Annotated in this window: 19 protein-coding genes; 12 read left to right on the forward strand and 7 right to left on the reverse strand. The window is 73.3% G+C overall.

All coding sequences use genetic code 11. The features are described 5' to 3' along the window. A complete protein-coding gene (locus Voc01_RS15765) occupies positions 1 to 234 on the forward strand; it encodes a hypothetical protein (protein WP_203928170.1) in 234 nt (77 codons plus the stop codon). Beyond that, the gene (locus Voc01_RS15770; RefSeq protein WP_203928171.1) at positions 231 to 1,475 is read left to right on the forward strand and encodes a M28 family metallopeptidase; all 1,245 of its coding nucleotides are present in this window, start codon (positions 231 to 233) and stop codon (positions 1,473 to 1,475) included. Before Voc01_RS15765 ends, Voc01_RS15770 begins: the two co-directional genes overlap by 4 nt. Before the next feature lie 806 nt (positions 1,476 to 2,281). On the opposite strand, the gene Voc01_RS15775 is transcribed toward Voc01_RS15770, so the two are convergent. Further along, the gene (locus Voc01_RS15775) at positions 2,282 to 2,659 is read right to left on the reverse strand and encodes a MerR family transcriptional regulator (RefSeq protein ID WP_203928172.1); all 378 of its coding nucleotides are present in this window, start codon (positions 2,657 to 2,659) and stop codon (positions 2,282 to 2,284) included. Positions 2,660 to 2,750: 91 nt separating this feature from the next. Here Voc01_RS15775 and Voc01_RS15780 point away from each other — a divergent pair, with 91 nt between their 5' ends. The 3 genes from Voc01_RS15780 (at position 2,751) to Voc01_RS15790 (ending at position 5,148) form a co-directional block, all read left to right on the forward strand. Then, positions 2,751 to 3,242 carry a hypothetical protein gene (locus Voc01_RS15780; RefSeq protein ID WP_203928173.1) on the forward strand — a complete coding sequence of 164 codons (492 nt, stop codon included), beginning with the start codon at positions 2,751 to 2,753 and terminating at the stop codon, positions 3,240 to 3,242. 19 nt (positions 3,243 to 3,261) lie between these two features. Continuing rightward, complete coding sequence (locus tag Voc01_RS15785) at positions 3,262 to 4,482, forward strand: MMPL family transporter (RefSeq protein ID WP_203928174.1); 1,221 nt, start codon at positions 3,262 to 3,264, stop codon at positions 4,480 to 4,482. A 258-nt stretch (positions 4,483 to 4,740) separates the two neighbouring features. After that, positions 4,741 to 5,148: an MMPL family transporter gene (locus tag Voc01_RS15790; RefSeq protein ID WP_203928175.1), complete on the forward strand. Its 408-nt coding sequence runs from the start codon at positions 4,741 to 4,743 to the stop codon at positions 5,146 to 5,148. A 323-nt stretch (positions 5,149 to 5,471) separates the two neighbouring features. Here the strand turns inward: Voc01_RS15790 and Voc01_RS15795 are convergent, their stop codons facing one another. From Voc01_RS15795 to Voc01_RS15820, 6 genes are read right to left on the reverse strand one after another with little or no spacing between them, the layout of a single operon-like run. Further along, positions 5,472 to 6,365 (reverse strand): NAD-dependent epimerase/dehydratase family protein, encoded by an 894-nt coding sequence (locus Voc01_RS15795; protein ID WP_203928176.1) that lies wholly within the window; start codon positions 6,363 to 6,365, stop codon positions 5,472 to 5,474. Beyond that, the gene (locus Voc01_RS15800) at positions 6,362 to 7,420 is read right to left on the reverse strand and encodes a cytochrome P450 (RefSeq protein WP_203928177.1); all 1,059 of its coding nucleotides are present in this window, start codon (positions 7,418 to 7,420) and stop codon (positions 6,362 to 6,364) included. Before Voc01_RS15800 ends, Voc01_RS15795 begins: the two co-directional genes overlap by 4 nt. After that, positions 7,417 to 9,075: a YhjD/YihY/BrkB family envelope integrity protein gene (locus Voc01_RS15805; protein ID WP_203928178.1), complete on the reverse strand. Its 1,659-nt coding sequence runs from the start codon at positions 9,073 to 9,075 to the stop codon at positions 7,417 to 7,419. The genes Voc01_RS15800 and Voc01_RS15805 overlap by 4 nt, the downstream gene beginning before the upstream one ends. Then, entirely contained in the window at positions 9,072 to 10,517 is a 1,446-nt protein-coding gene (locus Voc01_RS15810) for a class I adenylate-forming enzyme family protein (RefSeq protein WP_203928179.1), read from the reverse strand. Before Voc01_RS15810 ends, Voc01_RS15805 begins: the two co-directional genes overlap by 4 nt. Then, complete coding sequence (locus Voc01_RS15815; RefSeq protein WP_203928180.1) at positions 10,517 to 11,245, reverse strand: glycosyltransferase family A protein; 729 nt, start codon at positions 11,243 to 11,245, stop codon at positions 10,517 to 10,519. The genes Voc01_RS15810 and Voc01_RS15815 overlap by 1 nt, the downstream gene beginning before the upstream one ends. Continuing rightward, positions 11,242 to 12,249: a 3-oxoacyl-ACP synthase III family protein gene (locus Voc01_RS15820; protein WP_203928181.1), complete on the reverse strand. Its 1,008-nt coding sequence runs from the start codon at positions 12,247 to 12,249 to the stop codon at positions 11,242 to 11,244. Before Voc01_RS15820 ends, Voc01_RS15815 begins: the two co-directional genes overlap by 4 nt. 131 nt (positions 12,250 to 12,380) lie before the next feature. On the opposite strand from Voc01_RS15820, the gene Voc01_RS15825 reads away from it, so the two are divergent. From Voc01_RS15825 to biuH, 7 genes are all read left to right on the forward strand, one after another. Then, positions 12,381 to 12,887, forward strand: a complete 507-nt coding sequence (locus tag Voc01_RS15825) for a SigE family RNA polymerase sigma factor (protein ID WP_203928182.1) — start codon at positions 12,381 to 12,383, stop codon at positions 12,885 to 12,887. Beyond that, positions 12,880 to 13,707: a hypothetical protein gene (locus Voc01_RS15830; RefSeq protein ID WP_203928183.1), complete on the forward strand. Its 828-nt coding sequence runs from the start codon at positions 12,880 to 12,882 to the stop codon at positions 13,705 to 13,707. The genes Voc01_RS15825 and Voc01_RS15830 overlap by 8 nt, the downstream gene beginning before the upstream one ends. A 69-nt stretch (positions 13,708 to 13,776) precedes the next feature. After that, complete coding sequence (locus Voc01_RS15835; protein WP_203928184.1) at positions 13,777 to 16,299, forward strand: carboxylate--amine ligase/circularly permuted type 2 ATP-grasp protein; 2,523 nt, start codon at positions 13,777 to 13,779, stop codon at positions 16,297 to 16,299. A 4-nt stretch (positions 16,300 to 16,303) separates the two neighbouring features. Beyond that, positions 16,304 to 18,064, forward strand: coding sequence for an N-acetylglutaminylglutamine amidotransferase (locus Voc01_RS15840; RefSeq protein ID WP_203928185.1), 1,761 nt, complete (start codon positions 16,304 to 16,306; stop codon positions 18,062 to 18,064). Between the two features lie 6 nt (positions 18,065 to 18,070). Further along, positions 18,071 to 19,861, forward strand: a complete 1,791-nt coding sequence (locus Voc01_RS15845) for a S9 family peptidase (RefSeq protein ID WP_203928186.1) — start codon at positions 18,071 to 18,073, stop codon at positions 19,859 to 19,861. 31 nt (positions 19,862 to 19,892) lie between these two features. Next, on the forward strand, positions 19,893 to 20,546 hold the full coding sequence (locus Voc01_RS15850; protein ID WP_239160229.1) for a GntR family transcriptional regulator: 654 nt from the start codon (positions 19,893 to 19,895) through the stop codon (positions 20,544 to 20,546). Between the two features lie 67 nt (positions 20,547 to 20,613). Next, positions 20,614 to 21,297, forward strand: coding sequence for a biuret amidohydrolase (gene biuH, locus Voc01_RS15855; RefSeq protein WP_203928187.1), 684 nt, complete (start codon positions 20,614 to 20,616; stop codon positions 21,295 to 21,297).

The raw sequence follows: 21,297 nt of genomic DNA on the forward strand, positions 1-21,297 counted from the left end.
ATGAGCGACACCCAGACCCGGGGCGGATTCGCCGGCGACCCCGCCGAAGCCCTGTCCGTGGCCGGATCGAGCGGCTGCTGCGGCAACCCGCCCCAGAACACCAGCATCACCCTTCCTGATGCCGCCGGCTCCCCGTGCTGCGGCACACCGGCCGAGGCCCAGGCATCCGGATCCTGCTGCGGTGCCACCGCCAAGGCCGACGCCGTCGCCTCCGGCGCGGGCTGCTGCGGATGAGCGCCACCGCCGGCTTACCCGTCGCGCCGACCGGTGACCTCGACGCCCTTCTCGCCGCTGTGTCCGCGGAACGGATGAGCGCCACCGTCGCCCGCCTTGCCAGCGACGAGTTCACCGGCCGGCGCGTCGGTACGGCCGGCGGTGCCGCCGCCCGCGCCTGGCTCGGCGGGCAACTCAGTGACATGGGCGCAGCCCCGCACACGGACCCGTTCGCCGTACGCGCTGTGCCTGACATCTACCGCGCGCCGACCGTCCACTGGAGACACCACGGCGAGGTCCACGCCCTGACCTTCGGCCGCGACGTCGCCATCCACCTGGCATCGGCCGACCTTCCGACGCCCCGGCCGGGTGCGCTCGGCATCGCCGGCACCGACGGCCCCGTCGACCGGTGGCTCGTCGTCCCACCGGGCATGAGCCTGTTCGACGCCTACGGCCACGCCTACCGCGCCGCCGGGCTGCTGCTCCCACGCGGCGTCGACGCAGACGGCTGGCAGTACACGATGCTCGCCGGGCCGAACCCCGGCCCGCTGCCGATGCTGACTGTCGAGACCGCGCTGCACCGCCGCATGCTCGACCTCGGCGGCGAATTGGCCGCCGACGCACCGATCCGCCGTATCGACGTGGCGGGCACCAATCTCCACGGCCGCATCCGTCCCGCCGCACCGGGCCGGCCGGACCTGCTCCTCACTGCCCACTACGACGGTGTCGGCGACCACCCCGGCCTCCGCCAGCCCGCAGCCGCCGACAACGCCAGCGGGGTCGCGGTCATCTGCGAGGTCGCTCGCCTACTCGCACCGGTGCTGCACGGTGGCGCCGGCCTGTCGGTGGCTTTCCTGGACGGAGAAGAGACCGGCGCCCTCGGCTCGGCCCACCACGCCGCACGGCTGGAAACGTCGCCTCTGGTCGTCAATGTCGACGGTGCCGGCCACCTGCACGAGGCTGCCGCGGTGGAAGCCGGAGGACCTGCCCACGCACTGCTGGCGATCGTTGATCAGGCCGGCCGGCACACCGGAGTGCCCCTCAAGCCCGGGCCGGTAGCGTCGGACAACCGCCGCTACGCCGCAGCCGGTCTCCCAGCGATCGGCGTTGGAGCCGGTATGGCCGGATACCACAGCCCGGCCGACACGCCGGACCGCGTCGAACCCGAAACCCTCACCGCCATCGCACAACTCGTCCTCGCCGCAGTATGGCTCGCCAACGAGGCAGCGCCAGGTACCGGCAGCACCGCCTCGGGTCGCTGATCGCCGCAGTCAAATACAACAGCCACCGAGCAACGGTCTGTGATGGACCCATATCGGCGCCCGGCTCAGGTGTCGAAGCAGGCCGCGCGGCAACGCTTCGCCGACAGCGCCGCCGTCACCGGTGTGCCGCCGTTCGCCCGTAGCATCCGTCGCGCTTGCAAGCGTGCCTGGCCTGGCAGGCGAGCACGCCCAAGCAGACGGCATGACCGTGGTCGGCACCCGCCATCTGCTCGCCGGGCTGTTCGCCGAGGGTGTCGCTGCGGCCCATCCGTGTCCGCCCAGGCCGGCGGCGCGCGAGACGCCGCCCATCGCGCGGCCACCAGTGCCGCCGACCCCAACCCGCCCAAGGTCGGCACTGAACCGCCAAGCCGAGGCTGTCGCCTACGGCGCGGGTCACTCCGGATGAGTGCCACCGCCGGGCTCAAATGACCGCGCGGTCGGTGACCTCCTAACCTGATCGCCGCTGTGTCCGCGGAACGGATGGCGCCACCGTCGCCCGGCTCGTCGGCGACCTGGCCTCGGCCGACCTGCCGATGCCTCATGTCGGTGCGCTCGGCGAAGCACCTGTCCAGGTCACCCCGAGAAGGAACCAAGCGCCCTGCGAGCAGGACCGCTCACGACGAGGTCGGTGTCGGCCAACGTCACCGCCCTCGGCGGCACGGTCGCGCCAAACGTCACATCGAAGCGCCCAGATCAATTGATTTACGTCGTCGGCGCCGTCCTGCGGTCTGCTTTGTGCCTGCGGTCTCAGACGATTGGCCATTGCATGTCGGTTTGATCGTTCGGCTTGTTGTTTCGGCGTCGGTTCAGCAGTGTCTGGTTGAGTTGAAGCGGCATCGGCCGGCGCGGCACTCGGCAATGGTGTCGGTGATGGTGCGTCGGGTGTGCTGTAGGTCGGCGATCTTGGCGTCGATGCGGTCGACGACGGCTTCGAGACGCCAGAGCTGGCTGGCCTCGTTGGTGTCTCCGGAGTCATGGGCGTGGAGGGCGTCGATGATCTCGTCGAGGGTGAACCCGAGTTGCTGCAGTGCGCGGGCCATCCGGATGCGTTCGACCGCGGCCGGGGTGTACTCGCGGTACCCGGACGGGCGCCGCTGCGGCGGCGGGAGCACGCCGCGCCGCTCGTAGAACCGGACCGTGTCGACGGTTACCTCGGCGTCGGCAGCTACCTGACCGATCTTCATCGCGCTCCACTCTTGACTCTGGACCTGAGTTCAGAGTTTACGGTTCCGGGGTGACTGGACACAACGCCCGACCAGCCCCGAGGAGCAACGCATGAACGACGACAACAACGCCGTGACCGTGAACGTGCCGGCCATCGCATGCGACCTGACCGACGCCCCAGACACCGCCGACGAGCGGATGGCCGAGTACGCCCGGCTGTTCAGCCAGGCGCTGGCCGGGCGTGACCGGACCGATGGAGGGGTTCGATTGCGGTTCCGCGCCGACGAGGACGTGGCGGCGTGGGTACGTGACCTGGCCGTCCGGGAGAAGGCGTGCTGCCCGTTCTACAACTTCACGGTCAGCACCACGGGCGGCGAAGTGTGGTGGGACATCAGTCTGGTCGACGGTGTCGCCGACGGCGACGAGCACACCGCACGCGCGATGCTGGACGGGTACTTCTACGCGCCGGACTACGCCGCCGACGGGGTTGCCGGTATGACGAAATGGCTCGCGGGGGAGGGCTTCACGGTCACGCCGAACGAGTCCGGCATGGTTATGCAGTTCGACGCCGCCGCGGCGGATGAGGCCCCGTCCGGTGCGTAGGGGGCTGGAACGGTTGGGTGTGTCCGCTGCCTTACACCCGTGGCGCGTCCTTGCTGGCTGGCTGCTGGTCGCGGTGGCGTTGGTCGTGTTGGGCGAGGTGTCGGGTGGCACGTTCGTCAACGACTACCGAATTCCGGGTGCGGAGTCGCAGCGGGCGGCGGATCTGGCCCGTGACCACATGCCGGGCTTCGGGGCGACGAGCGCGGACATCGTGCTGCACGTCGACAGCGGCACGCTGCGCGATCCGCCGCGGGCCACCGCGATCCGCGGCATGCTCGACGAAGTACGTAGGCAGCCGGACGTGTCCGCGGTGGGTGACCCGCTGGCGGGGCTCGAGTCGGCCGACGCGGCGATCAGCCCGGACGGCCGGACCGCGATCGTGACGGTGCGTTACAGCGCTGACATCCGGGATCTGACCGCGCAGGTGTATCACCGGCTGAACGCCGCCGCCGAGCCCGTCCGTGGCGAAGGGGTCGCGGTGGAGCATCGCGGCATCATCATCGAGCGGGCCTTCGAACCGGAGGGCGGCGAAGCCGAACTGATCGGGCTCGGCGTGGCGTTGCTGGTGCTGCTGATCGCGTTCGGCTCGGTCGTGGCTGCCGGCCTGCCGATCCTGGTCGCGATGCCAGGCCTGACCGCCGGCACCGGCCTGGTGCTACTTGCCGGCTCGGTCGTCGACGTGCCGACCGCGGCGCCGCTGATCGCGGTGATGCTCGGCCTCGGCGCGGGCATCGACTATGCCTTGTTCGTGGTGACCCGGTTCCGGACCGAACTGGCTGCCGGCAGACCACCGGTGGAGGCGGCCGGGCGGGCGGTGGCCACGGCCGGGCACGCGGTGGTCTTCGCCGGCGGCACCGTCGTGGTGACGATCCTGGGGCTGATGTTCGCCGGGATCCCGTTCATCGCCACCCTCGGCCTGGCCACCGCGATCACCATCGCGGTCATGGTGGCGGCCGCGTTGACCCTGCTGCCCGCGTTGCTGGGTCTGCTCGGGCACCGCGTCGACCGGCTCCGGCTCCCACGGGGGCGTCGCCGGGCCGCCCCCTCACTGGATCCGGCCGCTACCGAGGGCGGTGGTCGTGGCTGGGCGCGGTGGGGTGCGCACCTCAACCGGCGCCGCTGCTGTCGCTGCGTCTCGGCGCCCCCGACGACGGCAACCAGCCGCAGACGTGGCCGCAGCGGCGCGCCTACGACGCGGTCGCGACCGGGTTCGGGCCGGGGTTCAACGCTCCTCTGCTGATCGCAGTGAGCACCCGTCCGGCGCGTCGGACGGCGCTGTGGCGCGGTTGGCTGGTCGGCTGGCCACGGACCCGGAGGTGCTGCACGTCACCGAACCGGTGTCGAGCCCGGACGGCGATCTCGGGCTGCTGGTGGTAATTCCGCGGCACGCACCGCAGGACGCCGAGGTGACCGACCTGTCCACCACATCCGCGAGATCATCGCCCCCGCCATCCTCACCGACGGTGGCCGGGCCTACATCGGTGGGCAGACCGCGTTCATGATCGACGCAGCGGACGCCGTCGCGGTGCGGCTGCCGTGGGTCATCGCCGGGGTGGTGCTCGCGGCCGGATTGTTCCTCCTCTCGGCGATCCGGGAGGGCTACCGGGACACCGGCGACCCCGACCGAGCGGTCATCGCCGGGCTGACCGCCACCGGGCGGGTCATCTCCGCCGCAGCGATCATCATGTCGGTGGTGTTCATCAGCTTCGCCAGCATCGACGAGGTCCTCGTCAAGATGATCGGTGTGGGCCTGGCCACCGCCGTGATCGTCGACGCCACCGTCATCCGCATGGTCCTCGCACCAGCGGTGATGAGCGTGCTCGGCCACCGCGCCTGGTGGCCGAGCCGCCGGGGGACCGCGTCGGGATCCGACCGGAACCCGGCACCGGTGCCGGCCGCCCGATGACCACGCGTGCCACGGCGGGTCACTTCCACCCCGGATGTGACCCGCCGCGGTCTGGTGACCGTGCCGCGACGTGAGCCGTCGGAACAATAAGCGTGACCTGGCGCACGACACTTGCATCCGGTACCCGGGTACAGCCTTACCGTCGACTGGACGGCGTTGAGACCGGCGCCCGTACCAGCGAGGTCCTCGCCGAGGTGGCGGTCGCCGGCGACCAGCCAGGCCAGCCGCACCAGGGCCGGCCCGCGGGCGCGGACGTACTCGTCGAACATCACGCGTATGACACGCGGTGGCGGCCACCTTGTGTTGACATCGTGGGGCCGCGGCTACGGCGCGGTGCGGTCCCAGAGGAAGTCGGGCAGGGTGCGTTTCGGCTCGTAGCCCTGCTCCCGGGCCCGGGTCAGGTCGAGCACCAGGCCGTGTGCCAGCTGGTCGACCGCGTAGCGGGTCAGCGTCGGAGACCGGCGCAGCCTCGACGCCACCGCGCCGGCCACGGCGGCGGCCGTGTTCGCCAGTGTCACCGGCACGTGCAGCGGCCTCGCTCCCAGGACCGCCTTCAGCGTGGCGTCACGGGGGTACGGGTGGGCGTCGGCGATGTTGTAGGCACCGGCCGGCCAGGCGAGGGCCGCCACGCAGGCGTCGGCCAGGTTCTCCACCGCGGTCAGGCTCATCCGGGTGTCGGGCCCCGGCAGCAGGGCGCGGCCCCCGCGGACCACGCGCCGCAGGCGGGGGAGGAGGTGCGGGTCGCCGGGGCCGTAGACGGCGCGGGGACGCAGCACCACCGCGCCGCCGTCGAGGGCCACCCGGTCGCCGGCCGCCTTCGTGCGCCCGTACGCGGAGTGCTGGTCGCCGATCGGGCCGTCCTCGCGCACCGGTCCACTGTGGACACCCGGCGCGTAGACACTCGCGCTGCTCACGTGCACCACCGGCCGGCCGGCGGCGGCGTCGAGGAGCCGGGCGGTGGCGTCGACGTTGATGCGCCGGAACCGTCGCTCCACCGCGGGTCCGGGGCCCGGGTCGCCGACCGCGGCCGCCAGGTGAACCACCGCCTCGGCGCCGGCGAGGTTCGGGTAGTCGCCGCTCTCGGCGTCCCATGGCAGGTGGACGCCCACCGGCCCCGGACGGCGACCGACGCTGACCACGTCGTGCCCGGCGGCGGCCGCGGCCCGCGCGACGACCGCGCCACAGAAGCCGCTGGCGCCGGTGACGACGATCCTCATCCGGCCCGGACCTCCACAGTGGACCATCCGGGCAACGCGGCCGACCGGTCGACCGCCGCCCGCACCACCACCGGGCGGTACACGGCGAACGCCGCGAGCGCGTCGGCGAGCTGCGCACGGGCGAGGCGGGCACCGGGACAGGCGTGCGGACCGGCTCCGAACACCAGCTGCGCCACCTTCGGCGGCGCCGGGTCCACCGTGGACGGTCCGCGGCGGTGCGCGTGCGCCGCGTGCCGGGCGACGAGGATCAGCCGGTCGCCGCGCCGCACCGGCCGGCCCGCGACCGTGCCGTCGCCGGCCGCGACCCGGGGCAGCAGCGGGCTGGGCGCGAGCACGCGCAGCAGTTCGTCGACGAGCACCGGCCGCCGTACCGGGTCGGCCGCGGCGGACCACAGGTCGTCGTCGGCGCACCACGCCACCGCCCGCGGCAGCGCGGAGACCATCGTGTTGACGGCGGCGACGGCGAGCATCGCCCCGCGCTCGGAGCCGGCGAGCTCGATGAGCTCACGCGCCGCGTCGCTCCTCTGCGGACGCCGCCCGGGCTTCTGCGGACGCCGCCCGGGCCGGAGGTGGTCGCGGGCGGCGTCGGCCGCCGCCCGCCGCGCGGCCCGCGCCAACCGGACCGGGTGCGCGTCGACCCCCAGCAGCGCCGCCGCCGTGGCGCCCGTGAGCTCCACCGCCACCTCGACCACGTCGACGGTTCCGCCCGTGCCGAGCGGCCGCAGCCGCTGCCGCAGCACCTCCTGCCACACGGGCGCGAGGCGGCTGCCGGCCAGCGCCTGCCCCACCGACCGGCGGGTGGAGCGGTGCTCCGGACCCTCCTCGTCGAAGACGACGTCGGCTCCGCCGGCCGCGCGGGCGATCCCGCCGGTGCTGCCCGGCGCGGTGCGGTCGAGCGGCACGCGGGTGAGCCCGTCGACGTAGCCGTCGGTGCCGTGCACCAGCACCGTGCGCCCGATCCGCACCGAGGACGCGAACCGGGTGGCGCCCAGGAGCGCGAACAGGAACGGATGCGACAGCAGGTACACCAGCCGGTCGCGCCGTCGTGCCCTCACGCGGGCAACCGCACGTGGGTCTCGGCCTCGTCGGCCGGGCGGTAGCGGCGGTCCCAGTACCAGAGCAGCGTGCGCCGGGGTCCCCACGAACGCAGCCGCCGCAGGCTGTTGTACACCACCAGGTTCTCGGCCCGCCGGACCCGGTCGCTGTACAGGCGGGCGCGGTTGAGCAGTTCCACGTCCTCCGAGCCGTCGAGCAGCGTGGTGTCGGTGGCGCCGCCGCAACGCTGGTACAGGTCGGCGGTGAACGCCAGGTTGTGACCGTGGCACAGCACGTACGGCGTCCGGTAGGCGCGACCGCGCTGGGCGAACCGGCCGTAGACCGCGGCGAGCCGCACGGCGGCCGGGAACAGCCGGCGCTCCGCCCACGACGGCGACTCGTCGGGCCGGGGAACGCTGCGGCCGCAGGCGAACTCGACCCCCGACGCGAGCGTCGCGCGGGCCGTCGCCACCCAGTCGGGCGCGGGGACGCAGTCGGCGTCGGTACGGGCGAGGTACGTGGCACCGTGCGCGATCGCGTACCGGAAACCGGCGTCGGCGGCGGTACCCGGTCCGGGGCGCTCCTCGGTCAGCAGCACCACGGGCATTCCGGAGGCCTTCACCACCTCGGGCGTGCCGTCGGTGGACCCGTTGTCGACCACGACGAGCGTGAAGTCGGTGTCGGTCTGCGCCTCGAGCGCCTCGAGCGTGCGTCCGATCGAGGTGGCCTCGTTCAACGCCGGCACGACCACCCAGAGGTCGCCGGGCCTCTCCGCGACGGCCCCGTCGGGCGGCGCGGCCGTCGACGCCCACGCCGTGGCGCGGAAGAGGATGCGCGCGGCCAGGTTGCACCACACCAGCACGCCGACGATCGCGCCGGCCGAGCGGTACACGGTCGCGTGCAGGTCGGCGGTCGCGGCGAAGTACGGGCCGGCCGCGATCGTGAGCAGATGCAGCAGGACCGCGGCCGCGAACGCCGCGCGCAGCGCGGCCGGCCACGCCGGGCGCCCGGTGCCGCGCCACGCGCAGCGGACCGTGGCCCACGCGATGAGCAGCGCCACCACCGGCAGGCTGACCAGCGGCCCCCACCACCGGCCGGTAGCGGCGAACGCGGTCACCGCGGCGGCGACGGCCATGGCGGCGAGCAGGCCGATGCCGAGCACGGCGTCGCGGGCCGCGTCCCGGAACGGGTTGCCGCTGCCGGCCGGCTGGCCGCAGGTGGCCCGGACCCCGGTGCGCAACGCGCGCACCAGCCGCATCGACCCCCACAGCAACGCACCGACCAGCGCGAGCCGCAGCCCCGGCCCGGGCTGCACGCTGTCGACCGCCGCCGCCACGTTGTCGGGCAGCACCACGCCGGCGGCCCGGTGCGCCACCGAGGCCATCGCACCGCTGCTGACGCCGAGCCCGCCGAGCGCGAGCGCGGCCAGCGCGACGAACGGGGCGGCACTGATGAGCAACGCGTACGTGAGCGCACCGGCGAGCGCGTCGCCGTTCGCCGAGGTGTACCGCTCGTGCGACCGCTTGACGCGTCCCCACGCTCTGCCTGATGCGCCCGCCTGCGCGGGCGCGGGCCCTGGGGCCTGTGTGGCGTCGCCTTCCCTCGTCGCTTCGGTCGCTGCGCTCCCTGCGCTCCTCAGTCCAGGCGACGCCGGCCCCAGGGCCGGCCTGCTCATGGCGCCACTCCTTCGAGGTATCGGGCGGCGAAGGCGGACGCGGCGGCGCGGTCGGGCTTGCGCGACCGGCCGGTCAGCGGCACATCGGCGAGGAGCACCGCGTCGGGACGGGCGGCGCCCATCCGGCGCAGCGGCGTGTCCAGGGCGGCCCGGACCGCACGCGCCGAGGCGCCCGCCCGGGGCTGCACGACCGCCACCAGCCGTTCGTCGCCGTCGCCGGCCGGCACGCCCACGAGGAGTGCGAGGTCGACACCCGGCACGTGCAGCGCCGGCTCGTACAGCCCCGGGTAGATGTTCTCGGCCCCGCGCAGGATCATGTCCTTCGCCCGCCCCCCGAGGACGATGCGACCGTCGACGAGATGCCCGACGTCGCCGGTGTCCACCGTCAGGAACGGGTCCTCGCCCAGGTACCGGTCGGCGGCCTGGGGAGCGGCGAGCCGCAGCACCCCGTGGCGGTCGACGCTCGCCTGTACACCGGGCAGCGGCGCGCCGACGAGGTCACCGGTGCCCGCGAACGTGGTCTTCTCCGCCGCCGACACCACCGCCGCCGGGAAGATCTCGGTGAGCGCGTACACGCCGAAGGCGTCGGCGGCGCCCGCCGCCACCACGCGGCCGAGCAGGGTCGCGCTCACCGGGGCCGATCCACTGTAGACGGAGCCGGTGAACCGGGCGCCGGCCGACAGCGCCGCCCGCAGCTGCGGCGGCGTCAGGTAGGTCGCCTGCGGCCGGACGGCCGAGATCTGCCGGGCCAGGCGGCGCGGCGACCGCGCGGGCAGCGCCACCGGCGCCCCGCACGCCAACGCCGGGACGAGCACGAACAGCGTCCCTCCGACGACCGGCACGCCGGCGGCCGGGCGCACCAGGTCGGCCACCGCACGCGTCCCCGCGGCGACACTCGCCCGCGTGTGCACCACGGCCCGCGGCTGGCTCGTCGTGCCCGACGTGAAGATGACCAGCGCGTCGCCGTCGCCGTCGAAGGCCGCGGGCGGCGCTCCGTCCCGGTCCCGTATAGAAGGCGCGCAACCCGGCAGCCGCCGGCCCACGGTGACCACCGGCGCGATCGCGCGCAGCCGGGGAAGGGACAGGCCGGCGCGGCGGGCCACCGGTGCGGCCCACCCGGCCGCGGCCTGTGCGGCGGCGTCGGCCACCACGAGCGCCGGCGCGGCCAGCCGCAGGCGGGCGACGAGGACGTCGGGGCCGGCGGACGGGTCGAGCACCGCCACGCGCAGGCCGAGCCGGTGCGCGGCCAGCATCACGGCGAGCGCGCGCGGGCCCGGCCGCACCGCCAACCCGAGGGTGTCCCCTGTGGACAGTCCACTGTGGTGCAGCGCCACGGCGTAGCGGTCGCTCAGAAGCGCCAGTTCGCCGCGGGTGATCCGGCCGATCACGGCCGGCCGGTCGGAGTCGCGGCCGCGCAGGGCCGCCGCCAGTTCGGTGAGCATCAGCGCGGGTCCGGGGTGAGCCCGCCGCTGCCGCGGTCGAGGTACCAGCGGGCCGCGCCGCGCAGGCCGTACGCGCGCAGCCGGCGGGTGGAGTTCTCCACCACCATCGCCTTGCAGCGCGTGATCACGGCCGTGGTGCGGCGGACCCGGTTGAGGAAGGCCCGGTCGGTCGGCGACGGGCGGCGCGGCATCCCGCCGCACGCCTCGTACAGCGCGGCGGTGATGGCCATGTTGTTACCCGCGTGCATCCGGTACGGGGCGAGGTACCGCGTGCCGCGGTTGGCCGGACGCAGCCGGCCGAACGCCGCCGCGACCGCCACCACCACGCGGAACACCGCGCGCCCGACGGGGCCGTGCTCGTCGCGGCGGGCCACGATACGCCCGGCCACCAGGCCGGGGTTGGACACCAGGGCGGCGCGGGCGGCCGCGACCCAGCCTGGCCGGGGCAGGCAGTCGGCGTCGGTGCGGGCCAGCATCGTGGCGCCGTGCGCGATCGCGTGCCGGAAACCCGTGTCGACCGCGCAGCCGACACCCTTGTGCGGCTCGACGATCAGCTCGACCGGCAGCCGGTCGTAGGCACGGACCACGTCGGTGGTGCGGTCGAGCGAGTTGTTGTCGACCACCAGCAGCGTGAAGTCCCGGTCGGTCTGCGCCGCGAGCGCGTCGAGCGTCGCGGTGATCCGGGCCGCCTCGTTGTAGGCGGGCACGATCACCCACAGGGAGGTCATCGCTGCCACGCCATCGTCATCACGCTGACGCCACCGCCGAGGCCGACGAACAGCACCCGGTCGCCGGCGTCCAAAGAGGACCACACCCGGGCCAGCTGAACACCGAGGGTCGCCGAGGCCAGGTTGCCGTGCGAGGGCACCGTCACGTCGAGAAGGGACGCCGGCACGCCGGTCACCTCGACGAAGCGCTCCAGGTACGGCTGGGTCACCTGGTGCACGAGCACCTTCGCGTAGTCGGGCCAGTCGAGGCCCGTGCGGTAGCGCACGCGGTCCAATATCGCGGTTCCGACCTTCTCGAAGACGCCGCGCAGCGCGCGCCCGTCGCCGGAGAAGTAGGTGTGCTCGTCGCCGCGCGGGTGCCGCGACCCGCCGCCGGGGATGCCGCCCACCCGCCAGTGCTGCGACAGCGTCTCCGTGTCGACGTCGAAGATGCCGCCGGACGGCACGGCCTCGACCACGACGGCGGCACCCGCGTCGCCGAACGTGAACCCCGCGAACGCCTCGCGCGCCTGCGCGAGGCTGCGCACCGACGGCCGCATCACCCGCGTGGGTGTCTCGCCGGTGACCACCAGCACCCGCCCGGCGCGGCCGGCGAGCACCATCGACCGCGCCAGGTCGATGCCGTTGAGGAAGCTGTTGCAGGCGTTGGTGACGTCGAGCGCGTGCGCCTTCGACCCCAGCTCGGCCTGCACGATGTGCGCCGTGGCGGGTTCCACGAGATCCCGCGACGCCGAGGCGAAGAGCAGAACGTCGATGTCGAGCGGGTCGAGGTCCGCGCTCCGGAGGGCCTTGTCGGCGGCGGCGACCGCGAGGGTGGACGCGTACTCGCCCGGCCCGGCCACGTGCCGGCGGACGATGCCGCTCATCTTCTCGAACAGGCCGCGCGGCAGCCGGACCCGGCTCGCCTCCTGCACGCGGTGCTGCAACTGCACCGTCGTCTCCACCCGCGCCGGCAGATGGGCGCCGACGGCGGTGATGCCCACCCCCGGTAATTGGTCGGTCATGCTGTTCAGCTTCTCCGGAGGTGGCGCGCGGGACGTGAGTACAGGGGCTCAATCGTGCCTGGTCACCACCCCTGGTGGCTGCCCTCCGATCGGCCGCAACCTTTTCGCCGGCCGGCCCGTGTCCTGTAGTTGTGAGCGATGTCGCCGCGGCGGAGTTCGACGAGTTCTACCGGAGCACCTCCGGCCGGCTCGTCCGCTACGTGTTCGGCCTGACCGGCGACCTTGCCGACGCGCAGGACCTGGTGCAGGAGACCTACGTGCGGGCCTGGCAACGGTGGGACCGGCTGACCGGTTACGAGTCGGTGGAGGCCTGGTTACGCATGGTGGCGACCAGGCTGGCCACCGACCGGTGGCGCCGGCTCGGGGTGCGGCGGGCGTTCCTCGCGGCGGCGCCGCCGGGTGGCGTCGTGCCGCCGCCGAGCGAGGAGACCGTGCTGGTGGTGACCGCGCTGCGGGTCCTGCCGCTGGCGCAGCGGCAGGCGATCGTCATGCACTACCTGCTCGACCTGTCGGTCGAGCAGATCGCGCGGGAGACCGGCGCGCCGGTCGGAACGGTGAAGTCGTGGCTGTCGCGCGGCCGCGGCGCGCTGCTGGCCGAGCTCGCGCCGGCCGCCACGGGAGGTGACGGGGATGAGTGAGGACCTGCACCGTCTGCTCGCCAGCACCCGGCGCGACGCCGACGCGGTCGTGCTCGCCCAGCCGTCGGCGCTGCGACGCGTCGGCACCCGGCGCGCCCGGACGCGCACCGGACTCGTGGCCGTGCTGGCCGTGGCCGTGCTGATCGGCGGGTCCGTGGTCGCCAACCGGTACACCACCCGGGCGGAGCCGCCGGTGATCACCCCGCCCGCCCCGGTGGTCTCCTCGCCGGCGCCGTCGGCGTCGCGGCTGGCGGTGACCTTCGAGGAGGACGCCTGCACGACCGACCTGTCCGCCTGCCGGGCACCCGGCCGCTGGTGGTTCGAGGAGAAGCTGCCCGCGCCGTGCGCGTCGACCACCCACGCGAGCGACGCGCAGATCGTCGCCCGACGGTCGCGCACCGTGGCCCCCGACCCGGCCGACCGGTCGCTCCGGTACGGCCAGACGCTCGTCCGGTACAGCGGCGACGGTGCGGGCCGGTACGTGTCCGAGGTCGAGTCGGCGCTGTCGCGCTGCCCCTCGGTCCGGAGACAGCTCGGCATCGACTCCCCGAGCACGATGTTCACGCTGCGTTACCAGAAGGTGTCGGCGGGGTCCTACCGGCCGGGCGTCGGCTCGCTGCTGCTGACGCGCGGCTACACCCTCTCCGGCCGGGACTTCACCCTACTCATGGTGGTCGCCCGGATCGGAGACGTCGTCGTGGTGGTCTCCGACATGGGACGGGACGAGCAACCGGCGTCCGGCACGACCGTCACCATGGGGCAGGCCGCCTTCGACGCCGCCGTCGCGGCGTCGGTCCGGGAGGCCGAGACCTGGACGTGATCACCTCGGTAACAGGGCTGTAACCGAGGTCATGACTGCTTGAAAGGTCACCTGGGTAGGAAGAACCGGGTGAGCGACGGGTTGACGATCGGGGTCGAAGAGGAGTTTCACGTCGTCGACCTGGCTACGAGAGAACTGGTGCCGCGCGGCGGGGACATCCTGAAGCGGCTTCCGGCCGAGACGTACGCGGCCGAGCTGCAGACCTCGGTGGTGGAGAGCAACAGCCGGGTGCACACGTCCCTCACCGACCTGCGCGCCGACCTCATCGCCCTGCGTAAGCGGGCCACCACCGTGGCCGAGGCGGCGGGACTGGGCATCGTGTCGGCCGGGTCGGTGCCGCTGGTCGACCTGGACGCGCTGCAGATCACCCCGACCTCCCGGTACCGCCGCATGCTCGACGACTACCAGATCCTGGCCCGTGAGCAGCTGATCTGCGGCATGCACACGCACGTCGGGGTCGCCGACCGCGACGCCGCCGTGGCCGTGGCGCACCGGGTGGTGCCCTGGATGCACCTCCTGCTCGCGCTGTCGACCAGCTCCCCGTACTGGATGGGGGAGGACAGCGGCTACGCCAGCGTGCGGGCGCTGGTCTGGCAGCGCTGGCCCACCGCGGGCGCCACCAGCGGCGCCACCACGGCCGCCGAGCACGACGCGCTCGTGGCCGACCTCATCGCGTCCGGGATCATCTCCGACCAGGCGATGGTCTACTTCGACATCCGGCCGTCGGCGGACAAACCGACCGTCGAGCTCCGGGTGGCCGACGCCTGCACCGAGGTCGACGACGCGGTGCTGATCGCCGGCCTGTTCCGGGCGATGGTCCGGCACTCGCTCGACCACCTGGACAAACCGGAGAAGAGTGTCAAACCGCCGCTGCTGCGGGCCGCGATGTGGCGGGCCGCCCGCTCCGGGCTCGACGGGGACCTCCTCGACCTGCCGAACTCGCCCAAGCCACTGCCGGCCCACCAGGCGCTGAACAACCTCGTCGGCGAGCTGCGTCCGTACCTGGAGGAGACCGGCGACCGCGACACCATCGACGACCTGCTCGCCGCCGCGCTGGCCCGGTCGGGCTCCGCGCACCGCCAGCGGCGCGAGTTCCACCGCCGCGGCCGGCTCACCGACGTGGTCGACCTGCTCCTCGAGCGCACCCGTGGCACCGACTCGCTGACCACCGGTCCGGCCCGCTACGCCACGATGTCGGGCTACCGCCTCGACGGCGACGAGGTGTTCGGCGCGCCGCGCGAGGACTACCGTCCGCTGCTGGAGGTCTTCGAACGGATCGGCGCGGCCGGCCTGCGCAAGCGCGAGCAGGACCGCGACGAGGAGCAGCGCGCCCGCGGCGTGACGTTCACGGTCGGAGGCGACCCGGCCAGCCGGCTGTTCCCGTTCGACCTCGTTCCCCGTCTCATCGAGGCCGACGACTGGGCCGACCTCACGCGCGGCCTCACCCAGCGCGCCCGCGCGCTCGACGCGCTGCTCCGCGACATCTACGGCGACCGGCAGGCGGTGGCCGACGGCATCCTGCCGTCGTGGGTCGTCGACAGCGCGCCGGGGCTCAGCCCGACCGGCGCGCTCGTGCCGCGTGGCGTCGTGCGGGCGCATCTCAGCGGCATGGACCTCGTACGCGACGGTGCCGGCTGGTACGTGCTCGAGGACAACCTGCGGGTGCCGTCCGGAATGGGGTACGCCGTGCAGAACCGGCGGCTCACGCGGGCCGTGCTGCCCGAGCTGGGAACGCCGGAGAACCTGCTCGACGTCGACGCCGCGCCGGCGATGCTCCGCGAGACGCTCACCGCCGCCGCGCCACCGGCCGCCGGCGACACCCCCGGGGTCGCGGTGCTGAGCAGCGGACCGAGCGACTCCGCCTGGTTCGAGCACCGGCTGCTGGCCGAGGAGATGGGCGTTCCGCTGGTGCGCACCGGCGACCTGCTCGTCGACGACCGCGCCGTGTTCGTCATCAGGGACGGGACGCGCCGCCGCGTCGACGTGCTGTACCTGCGCGTCGACGAGGACCACCTGCTGCACTCGGCCGGCGCCGACGGGCGTCCCCTCGGACCCTCGCTCCTCGCGGCCGTGTACGCCGGAACCGTGACGCTCGCGAACGCGCTCGGCAACGGCATCGGCGACGACAAGGCGATCTACGCGTACGTACCGGAGCTGATCGGCTACTACCTCGGCGAGCGGCCGCTGCTGGCGCAGGTGCCGACGTACCTGTGCGGGGTTCCGGAGCAGCGCGAAGAGGTGCTGAAGCGGCTGGAGACGTTGGTGTGCAAGCCGGTCGACGGGTACGGCGGCGACCGCGTGCTCATCGGTCCGCGGGCGTCGGAGGAGGAGCTGGCGGCCGTGCGGCGGCAGATCCAGTCGGCGCCGCACCGGTGGATCGCGCAGGAGCCCGTGGCCCTGTCGACGCATCCGGTGTTCGACGGCACCGCGTTCGCGCCGCGGCACGTCGACCTGCGCGCGTTCGTCTACCTGACGGCGTCGTTCGCGCGCACCGCGCCGGCGGCCCTCACGCGGGTGGCGCCCGCCGGCAGCCTGATCGTCAACTCGTCGCGGGGCGGCGGCTCGAAGGACACCTGGCTGATGGAGGCCTGAACACATGTGCGGTTTCGGAGGCGAGATCCGGTTCGACGGGCGGGCGCCCGACCAGGGGGCGGTGCGGCGGATGAGCCCGTGCCTCGACCCGCGCGGGCCCGATGGTCACGGGTTCTGGTCGAACGACCGCGCGGCGTTCGTCCACCACCGGCTGAAGATCATCGATTTGTCGGACGCGGGCACGCAGCCGATGACCGACACCGAGCTCGGCCTCACCATGGTGTTCAACGGCTGCATCTACAACTACAAGCAGCTGCGTTCACAGCTGCAGGACGACGGCTACCGCTTCGTGTCCACATCGGACACCGAGGTGATCATGAAGGCGTTCCACAAGTGGGGGCCGCGCTGCGTCGAGCGGTTCTACGGCATGTGGGCGTTCGTGATGATCGACCACCGGACCGGCACGGTGACGATGAGCCGCGACCGGCTCGGCATCAAGCCCCTGTACCTGGCCGGGTCCGCCGGCCGGCTGCGGTTCGCGTCGAACCTCCAGTCGCTGCTGGCCGCCGGAGACGTCGACACGTCGATCGACATGGTCGCGCTGCACCACTACATGTCGTTCCACTCCGTGGTGCCGCCGCCGCGCACCATCCTCACCGGGGTCCGCAAGCTGCCGCCGGCGACGATCCGCACCATCACCCGTGACGGGGCGGTGACCGACGAGGTCTACTGGCGCTCGGTCCACACGCGCTCCGCGCTGTCCGTCGAGGACTGGCCGCAGGCCGTGCTGGAGCGGCTGCGCGTCGCCGTCGACCGCCGCACCGTCGCCGACGTGCCGGTGGGCGTGCTGCTGTCGGGCGGGCTCGACTCGAGCCTCATCGTGGCGCTGCTCGCCGAGGCGGGGCAGAGCGGGCTCACCACGTTCTCGATCGGGTTCGAGGCCAAGGCCGGCGAGGAGGGCGACGAGTTCCGCTACTCCGACCTCATCGCCGACCGGTTCGGCACCGACCACCACCAGATCCGCATCAGCGCCGACCGGTTCATCCCGGCGGTGCACCGGGCGATCGACGCGATGAGCGAGCCGATGGTCAGCCACGACTGCGTGGCGTTCTTCCTCCTCTCCGAGGAGGTGTCCCGGCACGTGAAGGTCGTCCAGTCGGGCCAGGGCGCCGACGAGGTCTTCGCCGGGTACTCCTGGTATCCGCCGCTGGCGTCCGTCCCCCGTGACGAGGCCCTCGCGACGTACCGGCGCGAGTTCTTCGACCGTCCACATGAAGACCTGGTCTCCCAGCTGGCGCCCGCGTGGTTGGCCGACCACGACGCGAGCCGGGCGTTCGTCGAGGCGCACTTCGCCGCGGCGGGCGCGGACACCGCGCTCGACGCGGCCCTGCGGCTCGACAGCAACGTGATGCTCGTCGACGACCCGGTGAAGCGGGTCGACAACATGACGATGGCGTTCGGGCTCGAGGCGCGGGTACCGTTCCTCGACCACGAGGTGGTCGAGCTGGCGGCCGCCTGCCCGCCCGGGCTGAAGCTCGCGGAGGGCGGCAAGGGCGTGCTGAAGGCCGCGTCGCGTGGCGTGGTGCCCGACGCGGTGATCGACCGGCCCAAGGGCTACTTCCCGGTGCCGGCGATCCGCCACCTCAGCGGCGAGCTGCTCGACGACGTGCGCGACGCGCTGCTGTCCAGCGACCGCGGCCTGTTCCGGCGCGAGTACGTCGACGAGCTTCTCTCCGACCCGAACAAGCACCGCACCACGCTCGACGCCAACGCGCTGTGGCAGCTGGGGCTGCTCGAACTGTGGCTGCGGCGCCGTGGTATCTGATTGCTCGTGCAGTTCGACGAGCTGAGCAACGGGTCGTGGGGGCCGTCACCGTCCCCGGACGGCTCCCGCATCGCGTACGTGTCCGACATCGGCGGTTCGCCGCAGGCCTACGTCACCGGGCCGTCGCTGCCGCCGGGCGTCGGCGGCCCGTCACCGTGGGCGGGCACGCTGCTGCCCACGGGGAAGGACCCGGTCACCGCCGTCCACTACTCGCCCGACGGCGAGTGGATCGCGTGCGAGATCGCCCCCGGCGGCGCGCCCCGCACCGAGCTGTGGCTGATCCGCCCCGACGGCACGGGGCTGCGGCAGGCCGGCGGGTTCGGCGCCACCACGATCCTGTCGGCGGGCTGGGTCGAGGTGCGCGGCTCGGTGCAGTTCGCGGTCACCGAGATCGGCGAGCTGTGGCGCGGGCTGCTCGTCAACCCGCGGTCGATGGCGCGTCAGCGGCTCACCCGCGGCGAGCTGGTCGCCGTGCTCGACGTCAGCCGCGACGGCGCGTTCGCCGCGGTGCGCGAAGGGCCGCGGGGCCGTCGTCGCGTGCGCGTCGTCGACCTCGACAGCGGCGTCGCGGGCCCGCTGTTCGAGGGGACCTACGACAGCAGCACCGAGCAGGCGGTGTTCTCGCCCGACGGGGCCTGGGTCTACGCCCGTACCGACTACGACAGCGAGTTCTCGCGGCTCATCGCCGTGCCGGTCACCGGCGACCACCCGGTACCCGGTGCCGAGCCGGTGGTGGTCGCCGAACGCGCCGACGCCGAGCTGGAGCACGTCGCGGTCTCCCGCGAGACGGGTCTGCTGGCGCTGCTGTGGAACGCGTCGGGACGCAGCGAGCTGACCCTGTTCGACCCGGTGACCCGCATCGAGCGCTGGGTGACCCCGCCGGCCGGCGACGTGCTGTCGGACCCCGAGTTCTCCCGCGACGGCCGGACGCTCGTGGTGTGCGCCGAGGGGCCGGGGGCGCGGCGGTCCCTCTACCGCGTGAACGTGGCGACCGCGCACACGTCGCCGGTGGTGCCGAGGCCGTCGTGGTCCCTGGTCGGCGCGCCGGAGCTGCACCACCTCGTCTCGGGCGACGGGCTGGCGCTGACCGGCTGGTTCTACCGGCCGGCTGGCGACCCGCCGTACCGCACCATGATCAGCCTGCACCCGGGTCCCGAGTCGCAGGAGCGGCCCGGCCACAACCCGATCTACCAGCAGCTCGCTGCCCGCGACATCGCCGTGTTCGCCCCGAACGTGCGCGGCTCCTCGGGGTACGGCCGCACGTTCGTCAACCTCGACAACCTGGCCGGCCGCCACGGCGCGATCGCCGACGTGGCCGCGTGCGCCGCCTACCTCGACGACGCCGGCCTGTGCTCCAGCCTGGGCGTGATGGGCCGCTCCTACGGCGGCTACCTGACCCTGGCCGCGCTGGTGACCCACCCCGACCTCTTCGCCGTGGGCGTCGAGGTGTGCGGGATGGCCGACCTGCTCACGTTCTACGAGCACACCGAGCCCTGGATCGCCGCCGGCGCCGTGAGCAAGTACGGCGACCCGGTCCGCGACCGCGGGCTGCTGATGGACCTGTCGCCGCTGCGGCGCATCGAGAACCTGGCGACCCCGCTGCTGATCGTGCACGGCGCGAGCGACACCAACGTGCCCGTGCGGGAGGCCCACCAACTGGTGGCGGCGCTGGTCCGGCTGGGCAAGCCGCACCGCTACGTCATCCTCGACGGCGAAGGCCACGACTTCGTGGGAATCGACAGCCGCCGCCGCTATCTCGACGAGGCGGTCGCCTGGATCACCGACCACCTCACCTGACCGTCCGGTGCGCGGTGGCAGACTGGCAGCCGTGGGCGACGAGTCTCCGGACGGGGAGCTGGCCAGTGCCAGCCTGGTGGACCTCGCCGTCGCGCGGTTGAGCCGCGAGATCCTCGGCGGCGGCAGCGATCCCGGTGAGCGGCTCATCGAGGAGCAGCTCACCCGCCGGTTCGGCATCAGCCGGGCGCCGCTGCGCGAGGCGCTGCGGCTGCTCGCCCAGCAGGGGCTGGTCGAGCACGTGCCGCGGCGCGGGGTCCGGGTGGCGACGCTGTCCGACCGGGACGTGCGGGAACTGTACGAGGTGCGCGACGTCCTGGAGCGGTATGCCGTCCACACGGCGTTCTCGGGTGCCCGGCCCGACCTCAGCGGCGTGGTCACGGCGCTGGAGGCGATGCGGGCGGCGGCCGTGCGCGGCGACCGGCTCGACGTGGCCGACGCGCACCGGCGGTTCCACTGCTCGGTCGTGGCCCTGGCCGGCAACGGGCAGCTGTCGGCGACGCACGGGTCGGTCCTGCTGAAGATCCAGCTGTACATGGCGCTGAACCTGCGGCGGGAGGCCGACTCGCACGGCGGGGAGAGCGGCGTGCACCGGCACGAGAACGTGCTGGCCGCGCTCAAGGGTGGCGATCCGGAGCAGGTCATCGCGGCCCTGGAGAGCCACGGCGCGCAGACCTACATTCCGTGAGGTTCACGTCATGAGCGCGTTACATTCGACGGCCTGACTCGAAACCATTCTGTCGACAATCGACAGAATGAGAATCGGTCCGGTGAAGGCCACCCCCTACGACTGGCCGTTCGACGGCAGCGTTCCGGTCGAGCGCGCCGCCCTGATCTGCATCGACTGGCAGACGGACTTCTGCGGTCCCGGCGGCTACGTCGACGCGATGGGGTACGACATCGGCCTGACGCGGGCCGGGCTGCCGGCCACCCAACGGATGCTGGCGCACGCGCGCGCCACGGGAATGCCGGTGATCCACACCCGCGAGGGCCACCGGCCCGACCTCGCCGACCTTCCGGCGAACAAGCGCTGGCGCTCGAAACAGATCGGTGCCGAGATCGGCGGTGCCGGTCCGTGCGGGCGCATCCTCGTCAAGGGCGAGCCGGGCTGGGAGATCGTGCCGGAGGTCGCACCGGTCGACGGCGAGGTCGTCATCGACAAGCCGGGCAAGGGCGCCTTCTACGCGACCGACCTCGATCTGGTGCTCCGCACGAAGGGCGTCACCCACCTGATCCTGACCGGCATCACCACCGACGTCTGCGTGCACACCACGATGCGCGAGGCGAACGACCGGGGCTACGAGTGCCTCATCCTGTCGGACTGCACCGGGGCGACCGACAAGTCCAACCACGACGCGGCCCTGCACATGGTGACCATGCAGGGCGGCGTCTTCGGCTGCGTTTCCACCTCGACAGACGTCATCGCGGCAACAACCTAG

Source organism: Virgisporangium ochraceum, assembly GCF_016863655.1.
GTDB classification, from domain to species: domain Bacteria; phylum Actinomycetota; class Actinomycetes; order Mycobacteriales; family Micromonosporaceae; genus Virgisporangium; species Virgisporangium ochraceum.